This is a genomic window from Scytonema sp. UIC 10036 (assembly GCF_009725235.1).
Genome location: NZ_WJFC01000116.1, coordinates 1 through 20,301, shown reverse-complemented (window position 1 = coordinate 20,301; position 20,301 = coordinate 1). Strand labels below are relative to the sequence as shown.

Below are 20,301 nucleotides of genomic sequence, written 5' to 3'. Positions count from 1 at the left end.
AATTTTCTTTTAGCAGAGTGATGGAAGCTGTCCACGAGCCCTAATTTGCTCGTGATGGCGGAGCGTTAAAAAACTTATTCCTTTACTTCCTTCAGCATCGCAGCCGTTTGCATAGCTGTCTTATCAAGCGTGACATTTGCCTATGAACCTTGATTGTCTCTTTGAGATTGTTGACTGCCTGCTAATTGAGAGCCACAATCGCCCCCTTAATTCCACAGAAAACCTGATTCTGCAAGGCATTTGGCAGTATAGAACTTATAACCAAATGGCGATAGAGGCAGGTTATAGTCCGGGCTACTTTACCAATGTCGTTGCCCCAGAGTTGTTTGGGAGGCTCTCCGAGGTCATCGGTCAGCGTGTGACCAAAAAAAACTGTCGAATGCTGTTGGAGACTTATGCCATCACCAAAGCAGCCTCAAAAACAAAACCTTTGAGACAAGACCTGACGCAATTTCCCCCCACAGTTAACCAGGATACGTCACCTTGCTACCCCAGTGGCTCAGTTCCTCTTGACTCTCCCTTTTACCTCGAACGTTCTTTCCTTGAGGAGCAAGTTTATCAAGAAATTGGGAAACCAGGAGCGCTCATCAGGATTAAAGCTCCCAGAGAAATGGGCAAAACTTCACTGCTGCTGAGGATTCTTGATTATGCGAACCGCCAGAGCTACTACACTATCAGCTTGAATCTAGAACAAGTCGAGCAGGCAATTCTGAGCGACTTGAATCAACTTTTGCGGTGGTTATGTGCCAACATCGCTCGCCAGCTTCAGCGTCAACCGATGTTAGACGAGTATTGGGATGAAGATTTGGGAAGTAAAATTAGCTGCACCCTCTACTTTCAAGAATATCTACTAAAGTCAATTAATACTCCCCTGATCTTGGCATTGGATGAAGTGAACTATATTTTCGAGTATCCCCAAGTCGCTAAGGATTTTCTACCTCTGTTGCGTTCTTGGTACGAAGAAGCGAAAAGACTGCCCATTTGGCAAAAGCTTCGTCTGCTCGTGGTTCACTCAACAGATATTTATGTTCCTCTCGAACTTAATCAGTCTCCTTTCAATGTAGGGTTACCGATTCAATTGGACACCTTCAGCCAAGAAGAGGTGCAGCAGTTAGCCCAACGCTATAGACTCAATTGGGCAGATGGGGAAGGAGCCAGACAATTAATGGTAATGGTTGGGGGACATCCGGCGCTTGTACACTTAGCACTCTATCATCTGGGGCGAAAGGAGATAACTCTGTCGCAACTGCTAGAAACTGCTCCCACTGCTAGCGGAATTTATTCTCATCATTTGCAGCGTCTCTGGGCAACCTTGCAAAAACAGCCTGAGTTAGCACAAGCTTTTGATACCGTTCTGAATGCCAATGAAGCTGTTCCCTTAGATCCCATCCTAGCTCACAAGTTAAGCAGTATGGGGCTGATTAAACTTTCTGGATCTCAAGCGATCGCAGGTTGTGAATTGTATCGGCGATTTTTTACGAAAAAGGCGCAGCAACATTTAATTTATACATAATATTCCTTATAGGGGACTTCCCAATACGGTTTGCTTAAGCTCTAAATAGCTAACTTGAAATTCAATCTAGAAAATTAGGAGGCTAAACGAGTTGTTTGAAAACACGCCCTAATGGGGATCGGGTGTAGCAATTATTTGGTGAATTGGTATTATATCAACTTCGGCTAATTACTTATAATAAAATTTATCAACGCTCGTTGGACGTACTGTGGAGAGACCTAACACAAGCTGAGAATTGATGTTGGGTTTCGTTCCTCAACCCAACCTACGGATATTATAAGAAATATCTTAATTTTCATTAATTTTTTCGATTTAGTATTAATAAAGGCAGGAATAGTAATACATGACCTTCTCCACCTTTTAGGATAGATAAATAATGTATCTTGTGACGGAAGGCTTTAGGAAAAATATTAAGTTAATTTGTAAGAGTAATAACAAAGAGTTTCAAAGTTTGTAATAAGCTTTGAAAGAAATAAGGAGGACAATATGAGTTTAGAAGATCGCGCAAAAGCAACTGCTAAGAATATTGAAGGAAAAGCTCAAGAAGCACTTGGAAATATCTCTGGAGATCCAGAAGATAAAGCTGAAGGTAAAGCAAAGCAAGCTGAAAGCGAAGTACGTCACAGTGTTGAAGACGTAAAAGACAACGTTAAGAAAAAGCTTGACTAGTACTTGAATACATTGATTTTGAGTGGTTTCTAGATATAGTCGTATCCCCGATTTCTTAAAGAATTCGGGGACATAGACCACTCAATAAATTTTGGGTAATACAGGAATTTTATGTAATTTTTGAACGATAAATATGGTGGGCATTGCCTATTATAAAGTGCTTAAATGTTTCAGAAATGATTTAGGTTTCCTGTAAATTAACGGTGTATAGCCTTTAAGAAACTACTCAATATCACCAATTTTGAAATAAAATTTTTTGGAGGCAAGGAATATGGGTTGGCTTCAACAAAGCCGGAGAATTTTGGTAGCTTCTGTTTTGATTTTAATTTTGACTATTACCACGGCTTGTTCGGGTGGTGCTGTAGCCCAAGTCGATCGCACCACAAATCAGCCTGCAGTAGGCAGAGATGTCGCTTACGGAGAATTAGAGCGAGGAAATACCCCAACCGGAGAAAGTTTTGGGAACTGGGTTATCCAAGCATCGAAGGGATTAATTTCGGATGCTTATGTACGTGACAATAATAAGCTTGGTGTAGTGATTTCCTCTCAAGTTCCTCCTAATGAAGTGCGTTCATTAGCAAAGTCTTTAGTTGAAGGTTTTCATCGGAACTTTCCAAAACAGGATTTAACAGTTCTTATATTTGCACCAGATAAACAGCGAATTTTGACTGTTCAGTACGATGTGCAAACGAATCAACTGCAATATAGCTAATGGCTAATGGCTAATGGCTAATGGTTAGTAGTTAATAATTTCTACAATTAGCAATTAGCAATTAGCAATTAATAAGGAGATTTCAAAATGAGTAGTAGCGAACAATATAGACGTCAAATCATGAAAGATTTGGCTCAGGGTGATGTTGAATCACTAGATGATACTTCAACCTCTTCAGGAATTGAGTACGAGAATTTTGATGATTTTGCTCAAAGGACAACAGCAGACGAGAGACGTCAATTGTTTGGTCGGTCTTTACATCCAGATCGAATTCCTACCAATCAAATGGAACCTGAATTGCAAAAGGCAATTTCTCAAATTAAACCTAACGAGCGTGATGATGTAGCTCGTGCCTTTTTCAAGCACTTGAAGCAAAGAGGGCTCGATGAAAAACATTTAGAACAACAACTCGGTCTTTCGACTCACCACCCCGGTCGTATGAGTGCTGATGATGTGAGCAAACTTGCATCCTTCGCATATCACAACCATCCCGATATTTTCCGCGAAGTCTTGGCTGAGCAGCCCGGTATTATGAGATTTCTCAGCAATCCTGTTGTAGGAGCTATTTTGGGACTTGCAGCAGCTAAGTGGTTGGGTGGTCGCCACTGATAAAGGTAGTTTGTTGGGTTGAGAAGGTGGGTAATGGTAATACCCACCTTTTTTATGAAAAAATGGAGGCGGAGCCTCTTAAGGCATTCCCAGCCTGAGGGTGGGAACGAGTTGACGAATGACAAATGACAAATGACGAATTATGCTGTTGCTAATTGTGGAGTTGGACGCTTGCTGTTGCGGATACCTTCAATCGCTTCAGCATAATCTTTGGCTTTGAACACTGCAGAACCAGCCACGATCGCATTTGCGCCTGCTTCTAAAACTTGCCAAGTATTATTGCCCTTTAGCCCCCCATCCACTTCAATCCAAGGGTTGAGACCGCGTTCATCGCAAATTTGACGCAATTTTTGAATTTTGGGAACTACACTAGGAATAAAGCTTTGACCGCCAAAACCGGGGTTGACGCTCATGATCAACACGAGGTCGCAAATGTCCAGAACATAATCAATCAGTTCTAGTGGTGTTGATGGGTTGAGTACAACACCGGCTTGCTTACCCAACTCCCTGATTTGGCTGAGAGTGCGGTGTAGGTGTGGTGAAGCATTGTGTTCGCAATGGACTGAGATAATATCAGCGCCTGCTTTGGCAAAGTCTTCTACATATTTTTCTGGTTCCACAATCATTAAGTGGACATCCAGTGGCTTTTTTGTTACCGGACGAATCGCTTCTACAATCAGAGGACCAATCGTGATATTGGGGACGAAACGACCGTCCATTACGTCTACGTGAATCCAATCTGCACCAGCTTCGTCTACTGCTCGAATTTCTTCTCCCAGACGGCTAAAATCTGCTGATAGGATGGATGGAGCGATTACAATGGGCTTTGTAGATAGGGTTTGGGTCATGGCTAGTGGGTTTTTAAGCGTCCTCGTCTGTCAACATTGTAACAAAGGTTAGTGGTTAGTAGATAGTAGTTAGTAGTTAGTGGTTAGGGGTTAGTAGGGGCGCAATGCAAGAGCGCCCGTACAGTGGTTAGTGGGAAAACAACCAACAACCAACAACTAACAACCAACAAACAACAACTAACTACTAACAACCAACAACTAACAAACAACAACCAACAACTAACCACTAACCACCAACTATTATTGATTATGGTGAACAAACACACTTGGATGATTTGTGGATTGGGTGTCTCTTGTTTGAGTGCGCCCGTACTAGCTCTTGCTTTGGACAGTCCTTTTGGAACTAACGGTATTGATGCTTTTAAGTTACATAAACCACCATATAATTTAACAGGTCGTAAGATAGCGATCGGTCAGGTAGAAATCGGGCGTCCGGGTCAATTTGGCATAGATAAGGCAGTTTCTAAGAATCGCTCCGTGTCTCTCGCTGGCGTATTTTTGCGTAATGGACTGGCTAAATCAAATAGTAGTGTCGATCCGCATGCTTACAATGTAGCCAGTGTTATGGTCAGTACTAATAAAGCTTTGCCCGGTATTGCTCCACAAGCACGTCTCTACTCCTCAGCAGTGGGTTCTGGTAAAAACTTGGGTCAACCAGAAGAATGTATGTCTGCACAGCATATTGCAGCTCAAAATGGTGGAGATATCCGCGCAATTAATTTCAGCTTTGGCGAACCATTGAACCGCGACCCCCGTCCAGCTGCTGTTCTAGATGGTAAGGCTTTGCTAACGATGTGCATCGATTGGTCTAGTCGAGTTCACGATAGCTTATATATTATTGCAGGTAATCAGGGCAAGGGAGGCATTCCTATCCCTACAGATAACTATAACGGAATGAACGTGGCTTTTTCATCTCGTCGTGCGGGAATTTTTAATAAAGTTGATGTTTCTAATTTAGCGGCTGTTAGCGAAGGGCTGGCTGTTCGACTCGCTGGAAAAGAAATTAATTTAGGTCCGCGTCGTGCGATCGCTTTAGTTGCACCTGGTAATAATATCACCTTGCTTAATCCAGACGGTAAAATCAATAAGGTAACGGGAACGAGCTTTGCGGCTCCTCAAGTGACAGCGACAGTAGCTTTGTTGCAAGAATTTGGCGATCGACAGTTGCGGGCAAAACGAACCAACTGGAGTGTGGATTCCCGCCGTCATGAAGTGATGAAAGCCGTACTAATGAATTCTGCGGACAAAATTAAGGACATTGGCAACGGGTTGTATTTGGGAATGACGCGTACACTCATTGATAAGCTCAACAAAGATTGGCTTGATTCTGATGCCTACAAAAATCCCAAAATTCCTTTAGATGCTCAGATGGGAACAGGTCATTTACACGCATTCCGCGCATACCAGCAATTTAGCGCCGGCCAATGGAATCCTACACAACCTGTACCTGTTATGGGATGGGATTATCGTAAAGTTAATGCACTATCTTATATAGATTATACAATAGCAAAACCTTTACAACAAGGCAGTTTTGTTGCTGTTACCTTAAGTTGGGATAGATTAGTAGAGCTCAACGATAAAAATAATAACGGTCAATTTGACGCGGGAGATGATTTTCGCGATCGCGGCTTAAACAATCTCGATCTTCATTTAGTCAAAGCAGGCGCACCAGAAGGTGTTGAGAGTGCTGCTGTTTGTTCCTCAATCAGCGATGTTGATAGTGTAGAGCATATTTTTTGTCCTGTTCCAGCGACAGGTAACTACAAAATTCGCGTTCAGTTCCGTCAAAAAGTTAACGAAGCCACTCAAGCCTATGCCTTGGCTTGGTGGAGTGTAGGAGCCAGGTAGGGACTGTTGCCTATATTCCTCTGCCATTATCCTCTTCATTAGGAACGCGATTCATCCTCTCTCTCCTGACGGAATTTTTCTAGCAATTGGGGAAAATGTTTCAGATCGTCAATTGATTGTGGGGCTGGATAAAACTCCCCAGCAGGTTCAGCGTTTACCTTATCCATCAAGGCATAAAATGCTTCATCGTCATTTCGATGTTCGAGCATATACGCTAGTAAATCTTTACGAGTCGTTGCCTGAAAATTGGGCTTTGTCATAATAGCCTCCACAGTCCGTTACGATTGATGAGAATTGCTGTCTCTTCTCCCGCTAAAAAGAAAACTTGTCCTGTTCGTTCATCTACGCGAACAACATTGACAGGCAAATACATCTTTGTTGCCCAGTAAGTCAAACTAAAGCAAGTTAATAGCTGTGCTGTGTACTTCTCGTAGGAATAATTGGCTCCTTGTTCCTCACTGTTTGTCAATCATACAACGCTTTGCATCTAAATGGAGTATGCCCCTCCCGTTCAATTGTGCTGCTGTTGTTGCCAAAACTGTAACCATATAGTGAATAAGTCACTTGAGATGCCATAGTCGAAACAAAGTCTCAGGAAATTGTGGAGTCAAATGAAGCAAAATAGCAATGCTCGTGAAAATTTTTTGCAAAGACGCTATGGCGTTCGTCTGGGGAGACGCTATGTTCTGACTGCAGCTAGCGTTGTTCTTATGGGTGTTCTGGGATGTTCGCAGATCGGTAACAACACGAGCGCATATGCACAAACGAGTCTACCTCGTTCGGAATCTTCCATGTCAAAACAACCATCAACTCCTGATGCCAAACTCGTTAATTCTAACACAAAGTTTGGCTTTAAACTATTTTCTGAAATTCTGAAAAATGAAGGCGATCGCAATATTTTTGTTTCCCCTTCAAGTGTATCCATTGCTTTAGCTATGACTTATAACGGAGCAAGTGGCAGTACGAGAGAGGCGATGACAAAAGCGCTGGAGTTACAAGGGTTGACTTTACAACAAATCAACTCTTCTAACGCGGCGCTGAAGAAAAGTTTAGAAAATCCAGATCCGGAAGTAAAACTGACTATTGCAAATTCCCTTTGGGCAAATAGAGAGGCTAGTCTGGAGCGAGAATTTATCCGGAGAAACCAAGAGTTTTATACTGCTAGGGTAGCTAATTTAAACTTTCAAGATACAAATGCACCTAGTATTATCAATAGCTGGGTTAACGATAGTACTGAAGGAAAAATTAACAAAATTGTAGACAGAATCGAGCCCGATAGAGTGTTGTTCCTTATTAATGCTATTTATTTTAAAGGTCGTTGGTCGGATGAATTTGACAAAGAACAAACGAGCGATCGCCCATTTTACCTTTTGTCGGGTCAGCAGAAACAACACCCTATGATGTCACAAAGAGGTAACTATAGGTATTATGAGAATCAACAATTTCAAGCAGTGAGTTTACCTTATGGTAAAGATGGTAAGGTAAGCTTTTATATTTTTCTTCCCAAACAGACATCTAGCTTAAAAAGCTTTTATGAAAATCTGAGTGCAGAAAACTGGGAAAATTGGATGTCTCAGTTTAGCCAAAGAGAAGGATTTGTGCGCTTGCCTCGTTTTAAAATGGACTATGATATCACCCTAAATCAAGCTCTAACAGCGTTAGGTATGGGGGAGGCTTTTAGCAATAAAGCCAACTTTTCTGCCATGGGAAAAAAACTTAAAATTAGCGAAGTTAAGCATAAAACATTTGTTGAAGTGAATGAAGAAGGCACTGAGGCTGCTGCTGCTACTTCTGTAGGAATAGTGCCATTATCAGCTAAAGTGCCATCTGAAGAACCGTTCAGTATGATTGTCGATCGCCCCTTCTTCTGTACGATTCGGGATAATCGCACAGGAAGTATTTTGTTTATGGGTTCAATTGTGGAGCCACTTTCTTAGGATTTATTTCGCTGCGATTGCTTTGAGAACCTGTAGGAGGGGAGTCTGAAACAACGGGTGCAGCTACTTCTTGTGACTGGTTACTTGATGGTGTCGTGATACTGTTATCAGCCGTACCTTGTGGTTGAATGCAAATCGTTTCTGCATCTTCAACCTCTTCCGTGCTGCTAGATGCGGGACGCACTGCACTGAGAGCAGTTTTAATAACGACAGCTGTGGGTACCGCCACAATAACACCCAAAAGCCCGCCAATTCTCGCACCTGTTAAAACAGAAATCAAAACCCAGACGGGGTTTAAACCAGTAAAGCTACCTAGAATTCTAGGAGCTATTAAGTTTTCTAAAATTTGCTGGACAATCACTGCTGCAATCAGTACCCTGGCTCCCATTGAAAAATCTTGTAGGGCGACTATGAGCGTAGTCAGAGCTATCCCCACAGATCCACCAAAAGGAACCAAAGCCATGATACCAATGGTCAAGCCAAACAGCAGACCAAACGGTACTTTTAGCCATAAAAACGTGGGAATCAGGGCTGACGCCATACAAGTTGACGCAATTAATTGAGTAATAAAGAAGTTTTGGAAACTCAGGCGTACTGTTTCTGAAAAAGCGTCACGGAATCTCGTAGGTAGCCAGTCTACCAAACTCTGCCACAACTCATCCCCGTGCTGCAAAAGATAGAAGGTCAAAACCATTGTTAAGAGAAAGTCAAGCAAGCTAGTCACTGTGATAACAGCCAGATTTAAAACTTGACCGGAAATTGCCTGCAATTGTCCCTTAACACGATCGTTAATTTGTACGACCAAAGCATCAAGGTTAATCGGTAAGCCAAGGCTGTCCGCTTTCTCATTCAACATCATCAACTGCGATCGCCCCGAATCAATCAATTCCGGTATGCGAGCCACCAGTTGCTGGGCTTGAGTTAAAGCCAGTGGGATGAGAGTCACCCCCAAAGCTAATAAAACCGATAAGGCGAGTAAAAACACTAGAACAGCGACTTGTTCTCGCCTAGCGCCGTGACGCTCCATCCAGCTTACGGGGTAGTTGAGCAGAAACGCGAGCACTGACGCACCGACTAAAATGACAATCAGCGAGTGAAAGTAATGAAAAATTGCTGAAACTGCCCAACCATTAAGCACGAGTAGTGGAGCGAACAGAGCGATAGCGCTAATTCGCGATATCGGTGAGAGTGTTTGCCACCAGTCGAAGAGCTTGCGTGTCTGCATCTGCCGATTGCGGGATACAACTAAATAATATGATTCTTTTACGCTTATTATCTCTGACTACACTACCGCGATCATCCCCCTAACTTAGGATTACACAGAAAAAACGAAAAATTTTCAACAGAGGATTGGGCAAGGGGCATTGGGCAAGGGGCATTGGGTAAGGGGCATTGGGTATTAAAGTTGATGATTCTTAAGTATAGAATGAGGAATTTAATGCCGACATAGGGAAGAATATTGTCAATACCAACACTTAACATTATCCAATCCCTATGTCCAACCGCCATTACCCCTTCTCCCCAGAGGAGACACCACCTTTGCCAGTCCAAAATCCCCAATCCCCAATCCAAAATCCAAAATCCCCAATCCCCAATCCCCTGTATTTAATTCCAGTCATTGGTTTTTTCCCATCTTTATGGACTCTCTACCGTCATCAAGGCACTCGGGAACAACTTGCAGTCAGTCGCCTGTCAATAACTTTGGCATTTACCTGGCTTTTGGGATACCTCTTGTTAACAACGGGAGCAGAAAGTTCAGAATTTTTAACACTGCGTCTACTAATTCTTAATAGCTTTCTTACCTCTGGATACTTTTTAGTAAGTACTTGGTTGATTGTTCGCATCTTGAAAGGCAAGTCTTACCGTCTATCTGGATTTAGTGAATTTGCCGAACGATGGTTGGAAAAATACTTGTCTTAACAACCTTAATGAAAAATGTCTTTCGGTGTTTTCACTTAATTTTCTTATTCTTTGGCATTTTCTCGAAATCAGCTCTAGGCAAATCAAGTTTTCTATTGCCATACTTCAATAAAACATCTCCGGATTTCCTAAAAAGTAGGAGAATTACTGCAATAAGTGTTTTGGTTAACACTCTAGTGGTAAATTTACCGCTAATAATCAAAAAGAGTTAATTATTAATAAGTCGATTTAGCTGTTTTTATAAGACAGCATATTTTTCACTGTTTATCAGTAAGTGTGAGGAAGTCAGTGACCATTCAAAGAACTTCGGCGCAAGGAAACCACTCAGCATCCCGCCCCGATCCAAGTGATAAAAATACTCAAAGCCATAAATCGGGGCGCTGGTTGTGGTTTTGGGTTGGAATGAGTGGTATTGCCATGGTGTCGGCAACAGCAGGGGCACTGTTAGCTGTTTCTTTAACAAGTACACCTTTAATGCAAACAAACCTCAGCCCAGATGAAGCAGCCGTGTTTGATGCCGATCGCATCTCAGGGAGTGGGCTGCGGTTTTCAGAATTAACCCGTCCTGTAAACATCTTAGTTATGGGAATGAGCGTACTCCCACAGGACATTCAGAACCCACCGAGTGAAAGCCTCAAGCTGGGCTATCATCCCCAAGTCAATTCTTTTGATGGACTAGCTGATGTCATGCTCTTGATGCGATTCGATCCAGAGAAGAAAAAAGTGGTGATGCTTTCCATTCCTAGAGATACCCGTGCAAGAATAGAAGGGCATAGTGCTCGGAAAATAAATGCCACAAATGTTCTTGGTGGACCTGCCTTAACTGCCAAAACTGTCAGTAACGTATTAGATGGAGTAGGAATCGATCGCTATATTCGGATTAATGTTTTAGGAGTTGCCAAGTTAATTGATGCCTTAGGTGGAGTCACGGTTTACGTTCCTAAGGATATGAAATATAAAGATGAATCTCAACACTTATTTATTAATTTAAAAGCAGGAAAACAGCACCTCAATGGTGACCAAGCATTACAACTTTTGCGCTTTCGTCATGACGAAAATGGAGATATTGGTCGCATTCAACGGCAGCAAATGGTGATGCGAGCCTTAATGGATCAATCTCTCAACCCAGCGACTGTAACGCAATTACCTAAAATTCTTAACGTAGTTAAAGACAATATTGATACTAATTTAACTGTTGAGGAGTTATTAGCGCTAGTCGGTTACGGAGTGAGAACAAACCGTTCTAATATGCAAATGATGATGCTACCCGGTCGGTTTAGTCAGCCAGGGGAGTTTGAAGCAAGCTACTGGGTACCAGATAAACAGCGTATCAATACTATGCTGGCTCAACACTTTGAACTTAAATCGGAGTTGATTCCTCTTTCTAGCGAACCTAGTTCATTGCGTGTAGCCATTCAAGACAGTACAGGTAGCGAGAATACCAATCTCCGACCTTTAATTAAGGTGCTGCAAAAAGCTGGTTACAATAACGTTTACATAGCTAAAAGTTGGGGCGAACCATTGGAAGTGACTCACATTGTTGCTCAACAAGGTGATGGTAACAGTGCTGAATCGATTCGCAATTCTTTAGGATTTGGGGAAGTGCGTGTAGAAAGTACGGGTAACCTCGGTTCTGATATCAGTATTCAGGTGGGGAAAGATTGGGTGGAAAAAATACGCACCTTGGAAAGCCCTGTTGCACCGTAATTACTGGAAATTTTGAACCGCAGACGCACGCGGATGAACGCGGATAATTGATGGATATTTATCTGCGTTCGTCTGCGTCCATCTGCGGTTATTTTTTTAGTTCTAAATCCCAAATCCAATCTTGTAAAATTGGATTGACAATTTCAGGAGCTTCATCTTGCGGACAATGCCCAACGCCTTCTAAGGGAATAAACTTTTGTACTTGTGAGTAATTAGCCAATTCTCTACCTAATTCAATTGGTTCCCAAGGGTCGGCTGCTCCCCATAAAATAATAGCAGGGCATGGGAGTTGGGGTAATAGGTCTTCCGGTAAGGGTCCGGTAGAGTAGGCGGTGAAAGCAAGGAACACCGCAACAGCACCAGGGTCTTGTGCGGGTGCCATTAAAATATCTACGAGTTCTTCTGTAACGACCTCAGAATTAGCATAGGCTTTAAGGAGAATCTGCCGTACTGTTTTTGGTTTGGCGATTTGGTTGAAAAAGAAGTTTCCTATTGGTTTAATGGAAAGTACCTGTTGGAGTAGGGGTGCTCCAAAGCGACGATGCCAGGGTAAATTTATGCGTTTGCGATCGTGTAGCAGTCTCAGGGAACAATTGAGCAAGGCAACTCCCAAGACAATTTCTGGATTATCCACTGCTGTTTGCATCACGACAATACAACCAACAGAGTTCGCAACTAAAAATGCTGGTTCGCGCACAATTTCACGACAAAAATCAGCGATTTGCTGTCCCCAAGTTTCAAAAGTATAAGAAATTTTTTCCCCCGGTTTCGGTTTCGCCGAACTACCAAAACCAATTAAATCAATCGCAAACACACGGCAATTTTCTGCCAGTACAGGTATATTTTTTCGCCAGTGCCACCATGAAGCGCCAAAGCCATGTACTAAAACAACAGCAGGTCCGGAGGTTCCCTGGGTTTGATAACAAATGGGAAACCCTTGCCAGAGCCAGGTTTTTGTTGATGTCAATGCTGAGGTGGAAGCAGAGGAGGTCATGAGAATTGGGTTGTCAGTACAGGTAAGATATGTAGCCGTTTATAGCAGACATTTCTGTCTTTATTTTGACGTAGTTGATGTGCGATAGCACGCTTCTTTTTAGTAAATAGAACTAGGCAAACGATAAAATCAGGTTATATCCTCAGATTGAAAAGCTCTTATTGATAATTTCCGCGTATGGCAGGACATAGTAAATGGGCAAATATTAAACGCCAAAAGGCAGTGGTGGACGCAAAAAAAGGTAAGACTTTTACCCAACTGTCACGTGCAATTATTGTAGCTGCGAGAAGTGGAGTACCTGACCCTGCTGGCAATTTTCAATTACGTACTGCCATTGAAAAGGCAAAGGCAGCAGGAATCCCTAACGATAATATCGAAAGGGCGATTGCTAAGGGGGCTGGTACGTTTGCAGGCGATAATTCTAGTTTAGAATCAATTCGCTATGAGGGATACGGTCCTGGGGGGGTTGCTGTTCTCATCGAAGCATTAACGGACAATCGTAACCGAACTGCGGCTGACTTGCGTACCGCCTTTAGTAAAAATGGTGGAAACCTTGGTGAAACAGGCTGTGTCAGTTGGATGTTTTCCCAGAAAGGTGTTTGTACGGTAGAGGGAGTTGTGGATGAGGAACAGCTTTTAGAAGCCTCCTTAGAAGGCGGTGCTGATACTTATGAGATGACTGAGGATAAAACGGCTGAGGTATTTACCGAAGTGCCAAATTTGGAAAGTCTCACTCAAACTCTTAAAGAAAAAGGTTTTCAGGTAAGCGATGTTGAATTACGCTGGATTCCCGGTAATAACGTAGAAGTCACAGATTTAGAGCAAGCGCGATCGCTTTTAAAGTTAATCGACTCTTTAGAAAGTTTAGATGACGTACAAAATGTTACTACTAATTTTGATATGTCAGAAGAATTGATGATGGTTAGTGGTTAATGGTTAGTGGTTAGTGGTTAGTGGTTAGTGGTTGCAACTATCAACTAACCACTATCCACTAACAACCAACAACTATCAACTAACCACTATCCACTAACAACCAACAACTATCAACTAACCACTAACCATCTGCATTACAGGAATATCAATCAAAAACTCAGCCCCTCACCAAGTTGGGACACACAATGTAATTTACCTCCGTGCTTTTCTACAATTTGGTAACTAATGGAGATACCTAAACCCATGCCTTTTCCTACAGGTTTTGTTGTAAAGAACGGGTCAAGTCGCTATCTAGAGTGCTCGTAATTCGTAATTCTTAATTCGTAATTATTACCCCACCAGAATTATTCGGTCAAATAATTTAGATTGTACTTCTTTTGTTAATATCTAAAAATTTTTGGTACAGATCGTTTAGATTTTGGTAATAAATATCTGTATCCAACAGTCGTATAAATACGGGTTTCTAAATCATTGACAAGTGACCAGTGAACAGTGACCAATGACATTTTGGAAAAGATTCTGTGTACGAAATGTTGCCTTAAATATGCAATGTTAAAATGTTACAGTGTGTGGTATAATGATGCACCAACAATTGAATAAAGTTCAGTTCTATCCCAATCCCTAAAAATTCGTTACCAGGTTTGTAAACCACACGCTCGCGAACCACCATGGAAATTATTAGATGTACTTATCCAGAATCAGCAAACAAACTGTTATCTAGCAATCCATATGCATCAGTTAAATTGACTGAAAATTTTTTGACAGAGTTAAATTGGATGAAACTATCTACCAGTGCTGCAAGGCATTTTTTGGTTGTAGCCTTAACCGTGTCTGTTCTCGGTGTGGCAGAACAGGCTCTAGCTGCTCAGAAAGTGGGAAATGATGGACCTGAAGTTGCTAGCATTCAAAGATGTTTAAAACAATTAGGGTATTTTAAAGGTAAGGTAACAGGTAAATTTGCTTCCAAAACACGGGAAGCTGTTATTCGTTTCCAACGAGACAACAGGCTTCCTACTGTTGGGGTAGTAGGTAATCAAACGCAGCAACTATTGCGATCGCAGTGTCAAAGCAAAATTTCTGGTGGTGGTCGTGTCGGTGAGGGTTTGCGGCGAGGTAGCAATGGAGCATCCGTCAGAAGATTGCAACAAGATTTGCAACGTTTGGGATATTTCAGTGGTAACATAACAGGTTATTTTGGCTCAGAAACAGAGCGAGCAGTCTCTCAATTCCAACAATCTAATGGCATCAGACCGGATGGTATTGTTGGTCCAAGAACACAAGAAGCTATTCGTGTTAGTTTAAACCAACCCAATTACCCACCAAACCAACCCGATTATTATCCACCAAACCAACCCAATTACCCGGATAACGCTGATGGTTCCTATTTAAAACTGGGCGATTCCGGTCAAGAAGTTAGAAGATTGCAAGAAGACTTGCAGCAATTGGGCTATTTTCGTGCAAATCCTACGGGATATTATGGATCTACAACTCAGGAAGCTGTAGAACGTTTCCAACAAAATTATGGGCTGACACGCAGTGGTGTTGCTGACTCACAAACCTTAGCCAGAATATCAGATGCTTTGGCAGGAGGGACAAATCCAGCCAATTCCAATTGTTCGGTAAATCAAGGTGATATTTGTTTGGGTGAAAGGAGTCAGCGTGTCGAAATCGTACAACGGCGTTTGCAGGATTTAGGATTCTTTCAAGGTCGAATCACTAACTATTACGGTCCAGCAACCAGGAATGCGGTGGTTCAATTTCAAAGAAGTCGCGGACTTGAAGCCAATGGATTTGTAAATTATGAAACTTGGCAAGCGTTGGCCTTAAGTAATCCAGGAAGTTCCCCTGGGAATTCTGGTGGTTATCCCGATTTTCCTGGCAATGCTGGTAATCCCCCCGAATGGACTCCCGGACGTGAAAACCGCTATGTGGTCATTGTACCAATTCGCAGTTACGACACTTTAAGTAGAGTGCGGCAGTATGTACCCTCTGCTTTTCAAGCCGACTCGCGACTGGGTACTTATGTCAATGCCGGACAATACAACACTCGTGCTGAAGCAGAAAGACAGTCGGATTATTTGCGAGAACGAGGTCTAGATGCACGAGTCGAATATTTTTAATCGGTAACCAGTAATCACCTGACCAGTGACCAGTCATCATCTTTCTTGAAAGTATTTTCTCTTTCAAGAGAAAGATGTGTTGCTGGTCACAAATAATGTTTAAATAAAGAAGTTTAAATTTTGAAGAAAATAATTTGTCAAGCTTCCATCAAAATAGTATAGGGGTGCAAAATGCTATCAGAGAAAGAAGCGATCGGGATACTTGAAGAAAATAACATGAAGCCCAGTACACTTCAAAGACAAGGACAAAGAACGCTAGTTGCTAAACTGACTAATGGGTATTCATTTATTATCAAAAAAGATGAGTCAATGCCCGGTTATTTATGTGCCTATTTCAACTCCCATAAAAATGGAGATTTAATGACATGGAAGAGAATAGATAAAAATTCTTTGCTCTTAGCTATTAAAAGTGTACATGAATTTTTAGGAATTAAGCCTCAATGGAAAGTGGAAAGCGATCGTTTGATGACTCCTGTGACTTTTGCGTTTTTATGTTTACTTATAAGTACGGGATATCTCTTCGGTAGCAAGCTAGCTTACTGCAATGCCCAAAACTCAGATATATATTTGTCCCAACCCGAACATATATCAGTCATTAGTGATTGATAAAAAGTCACACTTTACTAGTAAGATTATCACTCTCGTACTGGAGTGCGATCGCTAGTAGCACATTGGAGGCGGAGCCTCTACTAAGGCATTCCCAGGCTCCGCCTGGGAACGAGAGAACTTGGTCGCTGGTCACTGGTCACTATTAATAATGACTACCTGACTTGCGATGGTGTACTGCAGTCACTCCCTCATTATCTAGCAACTTACCATTTTTGACAGTGGCATAAATCAGCCAGTGATCGCCGCATTCCATACGATTTGTCACCGTACACTCCATATATGCAAGTGCATCAGTCAGAATTGGACAACCATTTTCAGCTTCTTCTGTTGCAACATCAACAAATCGGTTTTGTCCGGGACCAAAGGGTTTTAAGAAGTGCTTCATCAAACCCAAGTGGTTGCCTTCTTTTAAAATATTAAGAGCAAATTTGTTACCAGAATGCGTCAGTAATTCTACGGCACGGTCTTTAGCCACTGCAACGGTTAACGCAGGAGGATTAAAGCTTGCTTGAGATACCCAAGAAGCTAACATGGCACTGGAGATATCGCCTTGCTTTGCTGTCAAGACACACAGCGAACCAACAATTCTCCCAACAGCTTGTTCTGTTGTTGTAGCAGGTACACTTTGCGAACGCACTTTTTTAGCTTTCTTAAGTGCTTGAGCAAAATCAGTTCCTGCTTCTTCACACATTTGTAAGGTGGTATCATTTGGTTTGAACTTTACCCGGATGGTTTCAAAACCAAAACGATAACCTGCGTCCTTCAACTTATCTTCTAGGAAATCAACTGCTTCCCCACTCCAACCAAAAGAACCAAACACGCCAGCAAGTTTATTGTTACTCACAGTTGAGAGAACAATCCCTAAAGCGGTTTGAATTGGCGTTGGCGCATGACCGCCTAAAGTTGGGGAACCAATGACAAAGCCAGATGCTTTTTCTAAAGCTGTCCGGATTTCCTCCGGTTCGGCAACTTCACAGTTTATTGATTCTACCGCAACACCGGCTTTGGTGATACCACGAGCGATCGCTTGAGCTAAAGTTGCTGTATTCCCGTAAGCGGAAGCATAAATCAATGCAACAGAAGTATCTTGAGATGTTTGCTGTTGACTCCACTGACGGTAAGCCTTCGTCAGATCGAGCAAGCCATAGCGTACCAAAGGACCGTGTCCGGTTGCGTACACTCTCACGGGAAACTCAGAAAGTTTTTCCAAAGCTGTTTCAATTTGACGAGCATGAGGAGCCATTAAGCAATCATAGTAATACCGTCGATCTTCTTGAAATATCTCCCAACCCTCGTCAAACACTTGGTCACCACAAAGATGCGCTCCAAATAACTTATCTGTATAGAGAATTTCAGTTTGTGGATCGTAAGTACAGAGTTGATCTGGATAGCGAGGATTAGGGGTAGGAATGAATTGTAAAAGATGCTCTTTCCCTAAGTCGAGAGTATCTTCCCCTCGCATAACAAGAACTGGTAAATCTGGGTTTTCCAAAGCACCGCGCAAATTGATTGCTCCTGGGTTAGAACAAACAAAGGTAATTTGAGGTGCAATTTCAAGTATTGCTTTTAAAGTAGCGGCGCGGTTAGGATTAATATGACCCAGAATTACGTAATCAACAGATTGCAAATCAAAGCGCTTTTGCAGTGCATCTAGATAAATTTCTGTAAATGTTTCACCGGGAGGATCGATAAGGGCGGTTTTATCTCCTTTAATTAAATAAGAATTAGCTGTTGTACCCTTTGCGAGAGCATATTCAATTTCAAATCTCAGGCGAGTCCAACTGCGAGAACGAAGTACAGTTGTATCTGTGGCAATAGGCAGAACTTGAACGTCACGGGGTTTTGTGGAAGTCATGCTTTTTGGTTAGTGGTTAGTTGTTAGTTGTTAGTTGTTAGTGGTTAGTTGTTAGTTGTTAGTTGTTAGTTGTTAGTTGTTAGTTGTTAGTGGTTAGTTATGATTCCAACTAACCACTAACCACTATCAACTCAATAGTGATTACCAACCTTACGATGGTGAACGGCGGTGAGGGCTTCTGTCTTGCTCACCCGTCCTGCGTAAACCGTGCTGTATACAATCCAGTGATCGTCACCATCCATTCTACTGACCACTTCACATTCCATATATGCCAAAGCTTCTGTCAGGATGGGAGAGCCATTTTCTGCTGGTTGGGTTTTGACTCCTTCAAAACGGTCAGCACCAGGAGCAAATCGTTTGAGGAAGTGCTTCATCAAGCGTTGGTAGTTGCCTTCTTCTAAGACGTTAAGTACAAACTTATCGCCCACTTGCATCAGTGATTCAATTGCCCTATCTTTCGCAACCGCTATTGTTATGCCTATAGGTTTGAAACTGGCTTGGCTCACCCAAGAAGCTAACATGGCACTGGATACATCGCCCTTTTTCGCAGTGATGATGTAAAGCCCACCACTGATTCTACCTAAGGCTTTGTCGAGGTCAGCACCTAAAGATTTCATCTGCTTAATGCTGCGATCGCGTGTCACCCATTGTCCCAAATCTGTTCCTGCTTCTTCACAAAGCTTGTAGGTGTTTTCTACGGGCGTTTGTTTAATGCGAATCGCTGGAAACGCTGTTGTTAAACCTAAATTTCGGAATTTACTGAGTAAGGGGTCAATTGGTTCATCATCTCCACCGCCTGATTCAAAAATACCAAGCGCTTGTTTTTCATTAACAGAACCTAAGATGGTACTGAGAGCACCTTGGATCTGAGTTGCATCTGAAACTGGAGGCATTCCAATGACAATTCCAGCACAGCGACTGACAAGCTCTCGCAATTCTACCAAGTCACCAACCGCACGCAAGTCTACCAGTTCTACAGCAACGCCTGTTTTTGTGATACCTAAAGCGATTGCTTGAGCCAGACGATAGCTATACCCGTAATCTGAGATATAAAAGACCCCAACTGTTGTTTCTGCTTTAGTTTGTGTTTGGCTCCAATTGCGGTAGCGTCCGGTTAATTCTTCAACATTGTGATATAATAATGGACCGTGACCTGTGGCAATTAAACTAATCTTTTCTAGTTCAGCCATGCGCTTGAGAGCAGATAGAACCGAACGAGCGTTAGGAGCCATTAGGCACTCATAGTAATATTCAAAATCAGCTTCAATCGCTTTTAAATCTTCGTCGTAGGTACTGTCCGAGCAGTAATGCAACCCAAAAGCGTCGCAAGTGAAGAGAGTTTGGGTTTTGTGGTCAAATGTGAAAATAGTGTCGGGCCAGTGTAAATTGGGTGCAATCACAAATTCTAATTCGTGTCCGTTGCCCAAGTCCAAGCGATCGCCATTTTTCACGATTTGCCGCTTGAAAGGCTGATGCACCAAATTTTCCAGGAATTGAATAGCGACCTTAGAACCAACAACAGTAATATCTGGAGCCAGTTGTAAAACGTCTTTAACCAAACCACTGTGGTCTGGCTCGGTATGGCTAATAATTAAATAACTGATATCGGCGGGATTAACCAAACCCTTGAGGGTATCTAAAAACAGTTGGCGAAACTTTTCGTGAGAAGTATCCACCAACGCTGTTTGCTCACCGCGTATGAGGAATGAGTTGTAGGTAGTTCCATTTTGCAGCCCGAACTCAATATCAAATCGATCTCGATCCCAATCCAGAGAGCGAATTGCTGTTGTATCGGAAGCAATATCGACAACCTGCATGGTTAGCCTTTTGTTAGTTTTTTCGGTGAGTGCTACCATATATCCCCTCCTAAGTAAATGAGTATTTCTTACTCTTGTTCTATTGTGACACGAGTTTTTTGTAACGTTTTATGAAAATTCCTATTATTTGATTAAAAAAACTATATGAGAGGCATTGGGCATTGGGCATTGGGCATTGGGTATGGGTACTTCTCCCTTGTCCCCCTTGTC

Annotated in this window: 18 protein-coding genes and 1 pseudogene; 11 read left to right on the top strand and 8 right to left on the bottom strand. The window is 42.3% G+C overall.

The genetic code is table 11. The annotated features are described in order from the left end of the window. Positions 1 to 142 precede the first annotated feature (142 nt). The 4 genes from F7734_RS38150 to F7734_RS38135 all read left to right on the top strand — a co-directional run bounded on the left by F7734_RS38150 (position 143) and on the right by F7734_RS38135 (position 3,503). Positions 143 to 1,513, top strand: a complete 1,371-nt coding sequence (locus tag F7734_RS38150; protein WP_155749656.1) for an AAA-like domain-containing protein — start codon at positions 143 to 145, stop codon at positions 1,511 to 1,513. Positions 1,514 to 1,999: 486 nt separating this feature from the next. Beyond that, positions 2,000 to 2,182: a CsbD family protein gene (locus F7734_RS38145; RefSeq protein ID WP_155749655.1), complete on the top strand. Its 183-nt coding sequence runs from the start codon at positions 2,000 to 2,002 to the stop codon at positions 2,180 to 2,182. Positions 2,183 to 2,453: 271 nt separating this feature from the next. Next, the gene (locus F7734_RS38140) at positions 2,454 to 2,894 is read left to right on the top strand and encodes a hypothetical protein (RefSeq protein ID WP_155749654.1); all 441 of its coding nucleotides are present in this window, start codon (positions 2,454 to 2,456) and stop codon (positions 2,892 to 2,894) included. Between the two features lie 87 nt (positions 2,895 to 2,981). Continuing rightward, the gene (locus tag F7734_RS38135) at positions 2,982 to 3,503 is read left to right on the top strand and encodes a hypothetical protein (protein ID WP_155749653.1); all 522 of its coding nucleotides are present in this window, start codon (positions 2,982 to 2,984) and stop codon (positions 3,501 to 3,503) included. A gap of 140 nt (positions 3,504 to 3,643) precedes the next feature. Here F7734_RS38135 and rpe read toward each other — a convergent pair whose 3' ends face one another. Beyond that, positions 3,644 to 4,351: a ribulose-phosphate 3-epimerase gene (rpe, locus tag F7734_RS38130; protein WP_155749652.1), complete on the bottom strand. Its 708-nt coding sequence runs from the start codon at positions 4,349 to 4,351 to the stop codon at positions 3,644 to 3,646. 249 nt (positions 4,352 to 4,600) lie between these two features. Here rpe and F7734_RS38125 point away from each other — a divergent pair, with 249 nt between their 5' ends. Beyond that, positions 4,601 to 6,199 carry a S8 family serine peptidase gene (locus F7734_RS38125; protein ID WP_155749651.1) on the top strand — a complete coding sequence of 533 codons (1,599 nt, stop codon included), beginning with the start codon at positions 4,601 to 4,603 and terminating at the stop codon, positions 6,197 to 6,199. 38 nt (positions 6,200 to 6,237) lie between these two features. On the opposite strand, the gene F7734_RS38120 is transcribed toward F7734_RS38125, so the two are convergent. Beyond that, positions 6,238 to 6,459 carry a hypothetical protein gene (locus F7734_RS38120; RefSeq protein WP_155749650.1) on the bottom strand — a complete coding sequence of 74 codons (222 nt, stop codon included), beginning with the start codon at positions 6,457 to 6,459 and terminating at the stop codon, positions 6,238 to 6,240. Continuing rightward, positions 6,456 to 6,668 (bottom strand): hypothetical protein, encoded by a 213-nt coding sequence (locus tag F7734_RS38115; RefSeq protein WP_155749649.1) that lies wholly within the window; start codon positions 6,666 to 6,668, stop codon positions 6,456 to 6,458. The genes F7734_RS38120 and F7734_RS38115 overlap by 4 nt, the downstream gene beginning before the upstream one ends. A 142-nt stretch (positions 6,669 to 6,810) precedes the next feature. Here F7734_RS38115 and F7734_RS38110 point away from each other — a divergent pair, with 142 nt between their 5' ends. Beyond that, on the top strand, positions 6,811 to 8,136 hold the full coding sequence (locus F7734_RS38110) for a serpin family protein (protein ID WP_155749648.1): 1,326 nt from the start codon (positions 6,811 to 6,813) through the stop codon (positions 8,134 to 8,136). Here the strand turns inward: F7734_RS38110 and F7734_RS38105 are convergent. Continuing rightward, complete coding sequence (locus F7734_RS38105; protein WP_155749647.1) at positions 8,105 to 9,361, bottom strand: AI-2E family transporter; 1,257 nt, start codon at positions 9,359 to 9,361, stop codon at positions 8,105 to 8,107. The two genes, F7734_RS38110 and F7734_RS38105, sit on opposite strands and share 32 nt — an antisense overlap. 269 nt (positions 9,362 to 9,630) lie before the next feature. Between F7734_RS38105 and F7734_RS38100 the strand changes: the two genes are divergently transcribed. Together F7734_RS38100 and F7734_RS38095 are read left to right on the top strand one after the other, a co-directional pair. Further along, positions 9,631 to 10,056 (top strand): hypothetical protein, encoded by a 426-nt coding sequence (locus tag F7734_RS38100; RefSeq protein ID WP_243147311.1) that lies wholly within the window; start codon positions 9,631 to 9,633, stop codon positions 10,054 to 10,056. 288 nt (positions 10,057 to 10,344) lie between these two features. After that, positions 10,345 to 11,763, top strand: coding sequence for an LCP family protein (locus F7734_RS38095; RefSeq protein WP_166482407.1), 1,419 nt, complete (start codon positions 10,345 to 10,347; stop codon positions 11,761 to 11,763). An 88-nt stretch (positions 11,764 to 11,851) separates the two neighbouring features. Here the strand turns inward: F7734_RS38095 and F7734_RS38090 are convergent, their stop codons facing one another. Next, positions 11,852 to 12,757 carry an alpha/beta fold hydrolase gene (locus F7734_RS38090; protein WP_155749646.1) on the bottom strand — a complete coding sequence of 302 codons (906 nt, stop codon included), beginning with the start codon at positions 12,755 to 12,757 and terminating at the stop codon, positions 11,852 to 11,854. Between the two features lie 177 nt (positions 12,758 to 12,934). Here F7734_RS38090 and F7734_RS38085 point away from each other — a divergent pair, with 177 nt between their 5' ends. Continuing rightward, positions 12,935 to 13,690 (top strand): YebC/PmpR family DNA-binding transcriptional regulator, encoded by a 756-nt coding sequence (locus F7734_RS38085; RefSeq protein WP_155749645.1) that lies wholly within the window; start codon positions 12,935 to 12,937, stop codon positions 13,688 to 13,690. A 114-nt stretch (positions 13,691 to 13,804) separates the two neighbouring features. Here F7734_RS38085 and F7734_RS66380 read toward each other — a convergent pair. Further along, positions 13,805 to 13,971 (bottom strand): annotated as a pseudogene (locus tag F7734_RS66380) (ATP-binding protein); the annotation flags it as partial. Between the two features lie 387 nt (positions 13,972 to 14,358). Between F7734_RS66380 and F7734_RS38080 the strand changes: the two are divergent. After that, positions 14,359 to 15,810, top strand: coding sequence for a peptidoglycan-binding protein (locus F7734_RS38080; protein WP_155749644.1), 1,452 nt, complete (start codon positions 14,359 to 14,361; stop codon positions 15,808 to 15,810). Positions 15,811 to 15,981: 171 nt separating this feature from the next. Continuing rightward, positions 15,982 to 16,416 (top strand): hypothetical protein, encoded by a 435-nt coding sequence (locus tag F7734_RS38075; RefSeq protein WP_155749643.1) that lies wholly within the window; start codon positions 15,982 to 15,984, stop codon positions 16,414 to 16,416. A 145-nt stretch (positions 16,417 to 16,561) separates the two neighbouring features. Here F7734_RS38075 and F7734_RS38070 read toward each other — a convergent pair whose 3' ends face one another. Both F7734_RS38070 and F7734_RS38065 read right to left on the bottom strand, forming a co-directional pair. Next, positions 16,562 to 18,274, bottom strand: a complete 1,713-nt coding sequence (locus tag F7734_RS38070; protein ID WP_155749642.1) for a diflavin flavoprotein — start codon at positions 18,272 to 18,274, stop codon at positions 16,562 to 16,564. A gap of 131 nt (positions 18,275 to 18,405) precedes the next feature. Further along, entirely contained in the window at positions 18,406 to 20,130 is a 1,725-nt protein-coding gene (locus tag F7734_RS38065; protein ID WP_155749641.1) for a diflavin flavoprotein, read from the bottom strand. Between the last annotated feature and the right edge of the window lie 171 nt (positions 20,131 to 20,301).

What these genes read in the sequence shown, in the direction of transcription:
- F7734_RS38065 (WP_155749641.1), bottom strand. Translation starts at nt 20,130, where the DNA reads ATGGTAGCACTCACCGAAAAAACTAACAAAAGGCTAACCATGCAGGTT.
- F7734_RS38145 (WP_155749655.1), top strand. Translation starts at nt 2,000, where the DNA reads ATGAGTTTAGAAGATCGCGCAAAAGCAACTGCTAAGAATATTGAAGGA.
- F7734_RS38070 (WP_155749642.1), bottom strand. Translation starts at nt 18,274, where the DNA reads ATGACTTCCACAAAACCCCGTGACGTTCAAGTTCTGCCTATTGCCACA.
- F7734_RS38080 (WP_155749644.1), top strand. Translation starts at nt 14,359, where the DNA reads ATGGAAATTATTAGATGTACTTATCCAGAATCAGCAAACAAACTGTTA.
- F7734_RS38100 (WP_243147311.1), top strand. Translation starts at nt 9,631, where the DNA reads ATGTCCAACCGCCATTACCCCTTCTCCCCAGAGGAGACACCACCTTTG.
- F7734_RS38110 (WP_155749648.1), top strand. Translation starts at nt 6,811, where the DNA reads ATGAAGCAAAATAGCAATGCTCGTGAAAATTTTTTGCAAAGACGCTAT.
- F7734_RS38090 (WP_155749646.1), bottom strand. Translation starts at nt 12,757, where the DNA reads ATGACCTCCTCTGCTTCCACCTCAGCATTGACATCAACAAAAACCTGG.
- F7734_RS38120 (WP_155749650.1), bottom strand. Translation starts at nt 6,459, where the DNA reads ATGACAAAGCCCAATTTTCAGGCAACGACTCGTAAAGATTTACTAGCG.
- F7734_RS38105 (WP_155749647.1), bottom strand. Translation starts at nt 9,361, where the DNA reads ATGCAGACACGCAAGCTCTTCGACTGGTGGCAAACACTCTCACCGATA.
- F7734_RS38135 (WP_155749653.1), top strand. Translation starts at nt 2,982, where the DNA reads ATGAGTAGTAGCGAACAATATAGACGTCAAATCATGAAAGATTTGGCT.
- F7734_RS38140 (WP_155749654.1), top strand. Translation starts at nt 2,454, where the DNA reads ATGGGTTGGCTTCAACAAAGCCGGAGAATTTTGGTAGCTTCTGTTTTG.
- F7734_RS38125 (WP_155749651.1), top strand. Translation starts at nt 4,601, where the DNA reads ATGGTGAACAAACACACTTGGATGATTTGTGGATTGGGTGTCTCTTGT.
- rpe (WP_155749652.1), bottom strand. Translation starts at nt 4,351, where the DNA reads ATGACCCAAACCCTATCTACAAAGCCCATTGTAATCGCTCCATCCATC.
- F7734_RS38085 (WP_155749645.1), top strand. Translation starts at nt 12,935, where the DNA reads ATGGCAGGACATAGTAAATGGGCAAATATTAAACGCCAAAAGGCAGTG.
- F7734_RS38150 (WP_155749656.1), top strand. Translation starts at nt 143, where the DNA reads ATGAACCTTGATTGTCTCTTTGAGATTGTTGACTGCCTGCTAATTGAG.
- F7734_RS38075 (WP_155749643.1), top strand. Translation starts at nt 15,982, where the DNA reads ATGCTATCAGAGAAAGAAGCGATCGGGATACTTGAAGAAAATAACATG.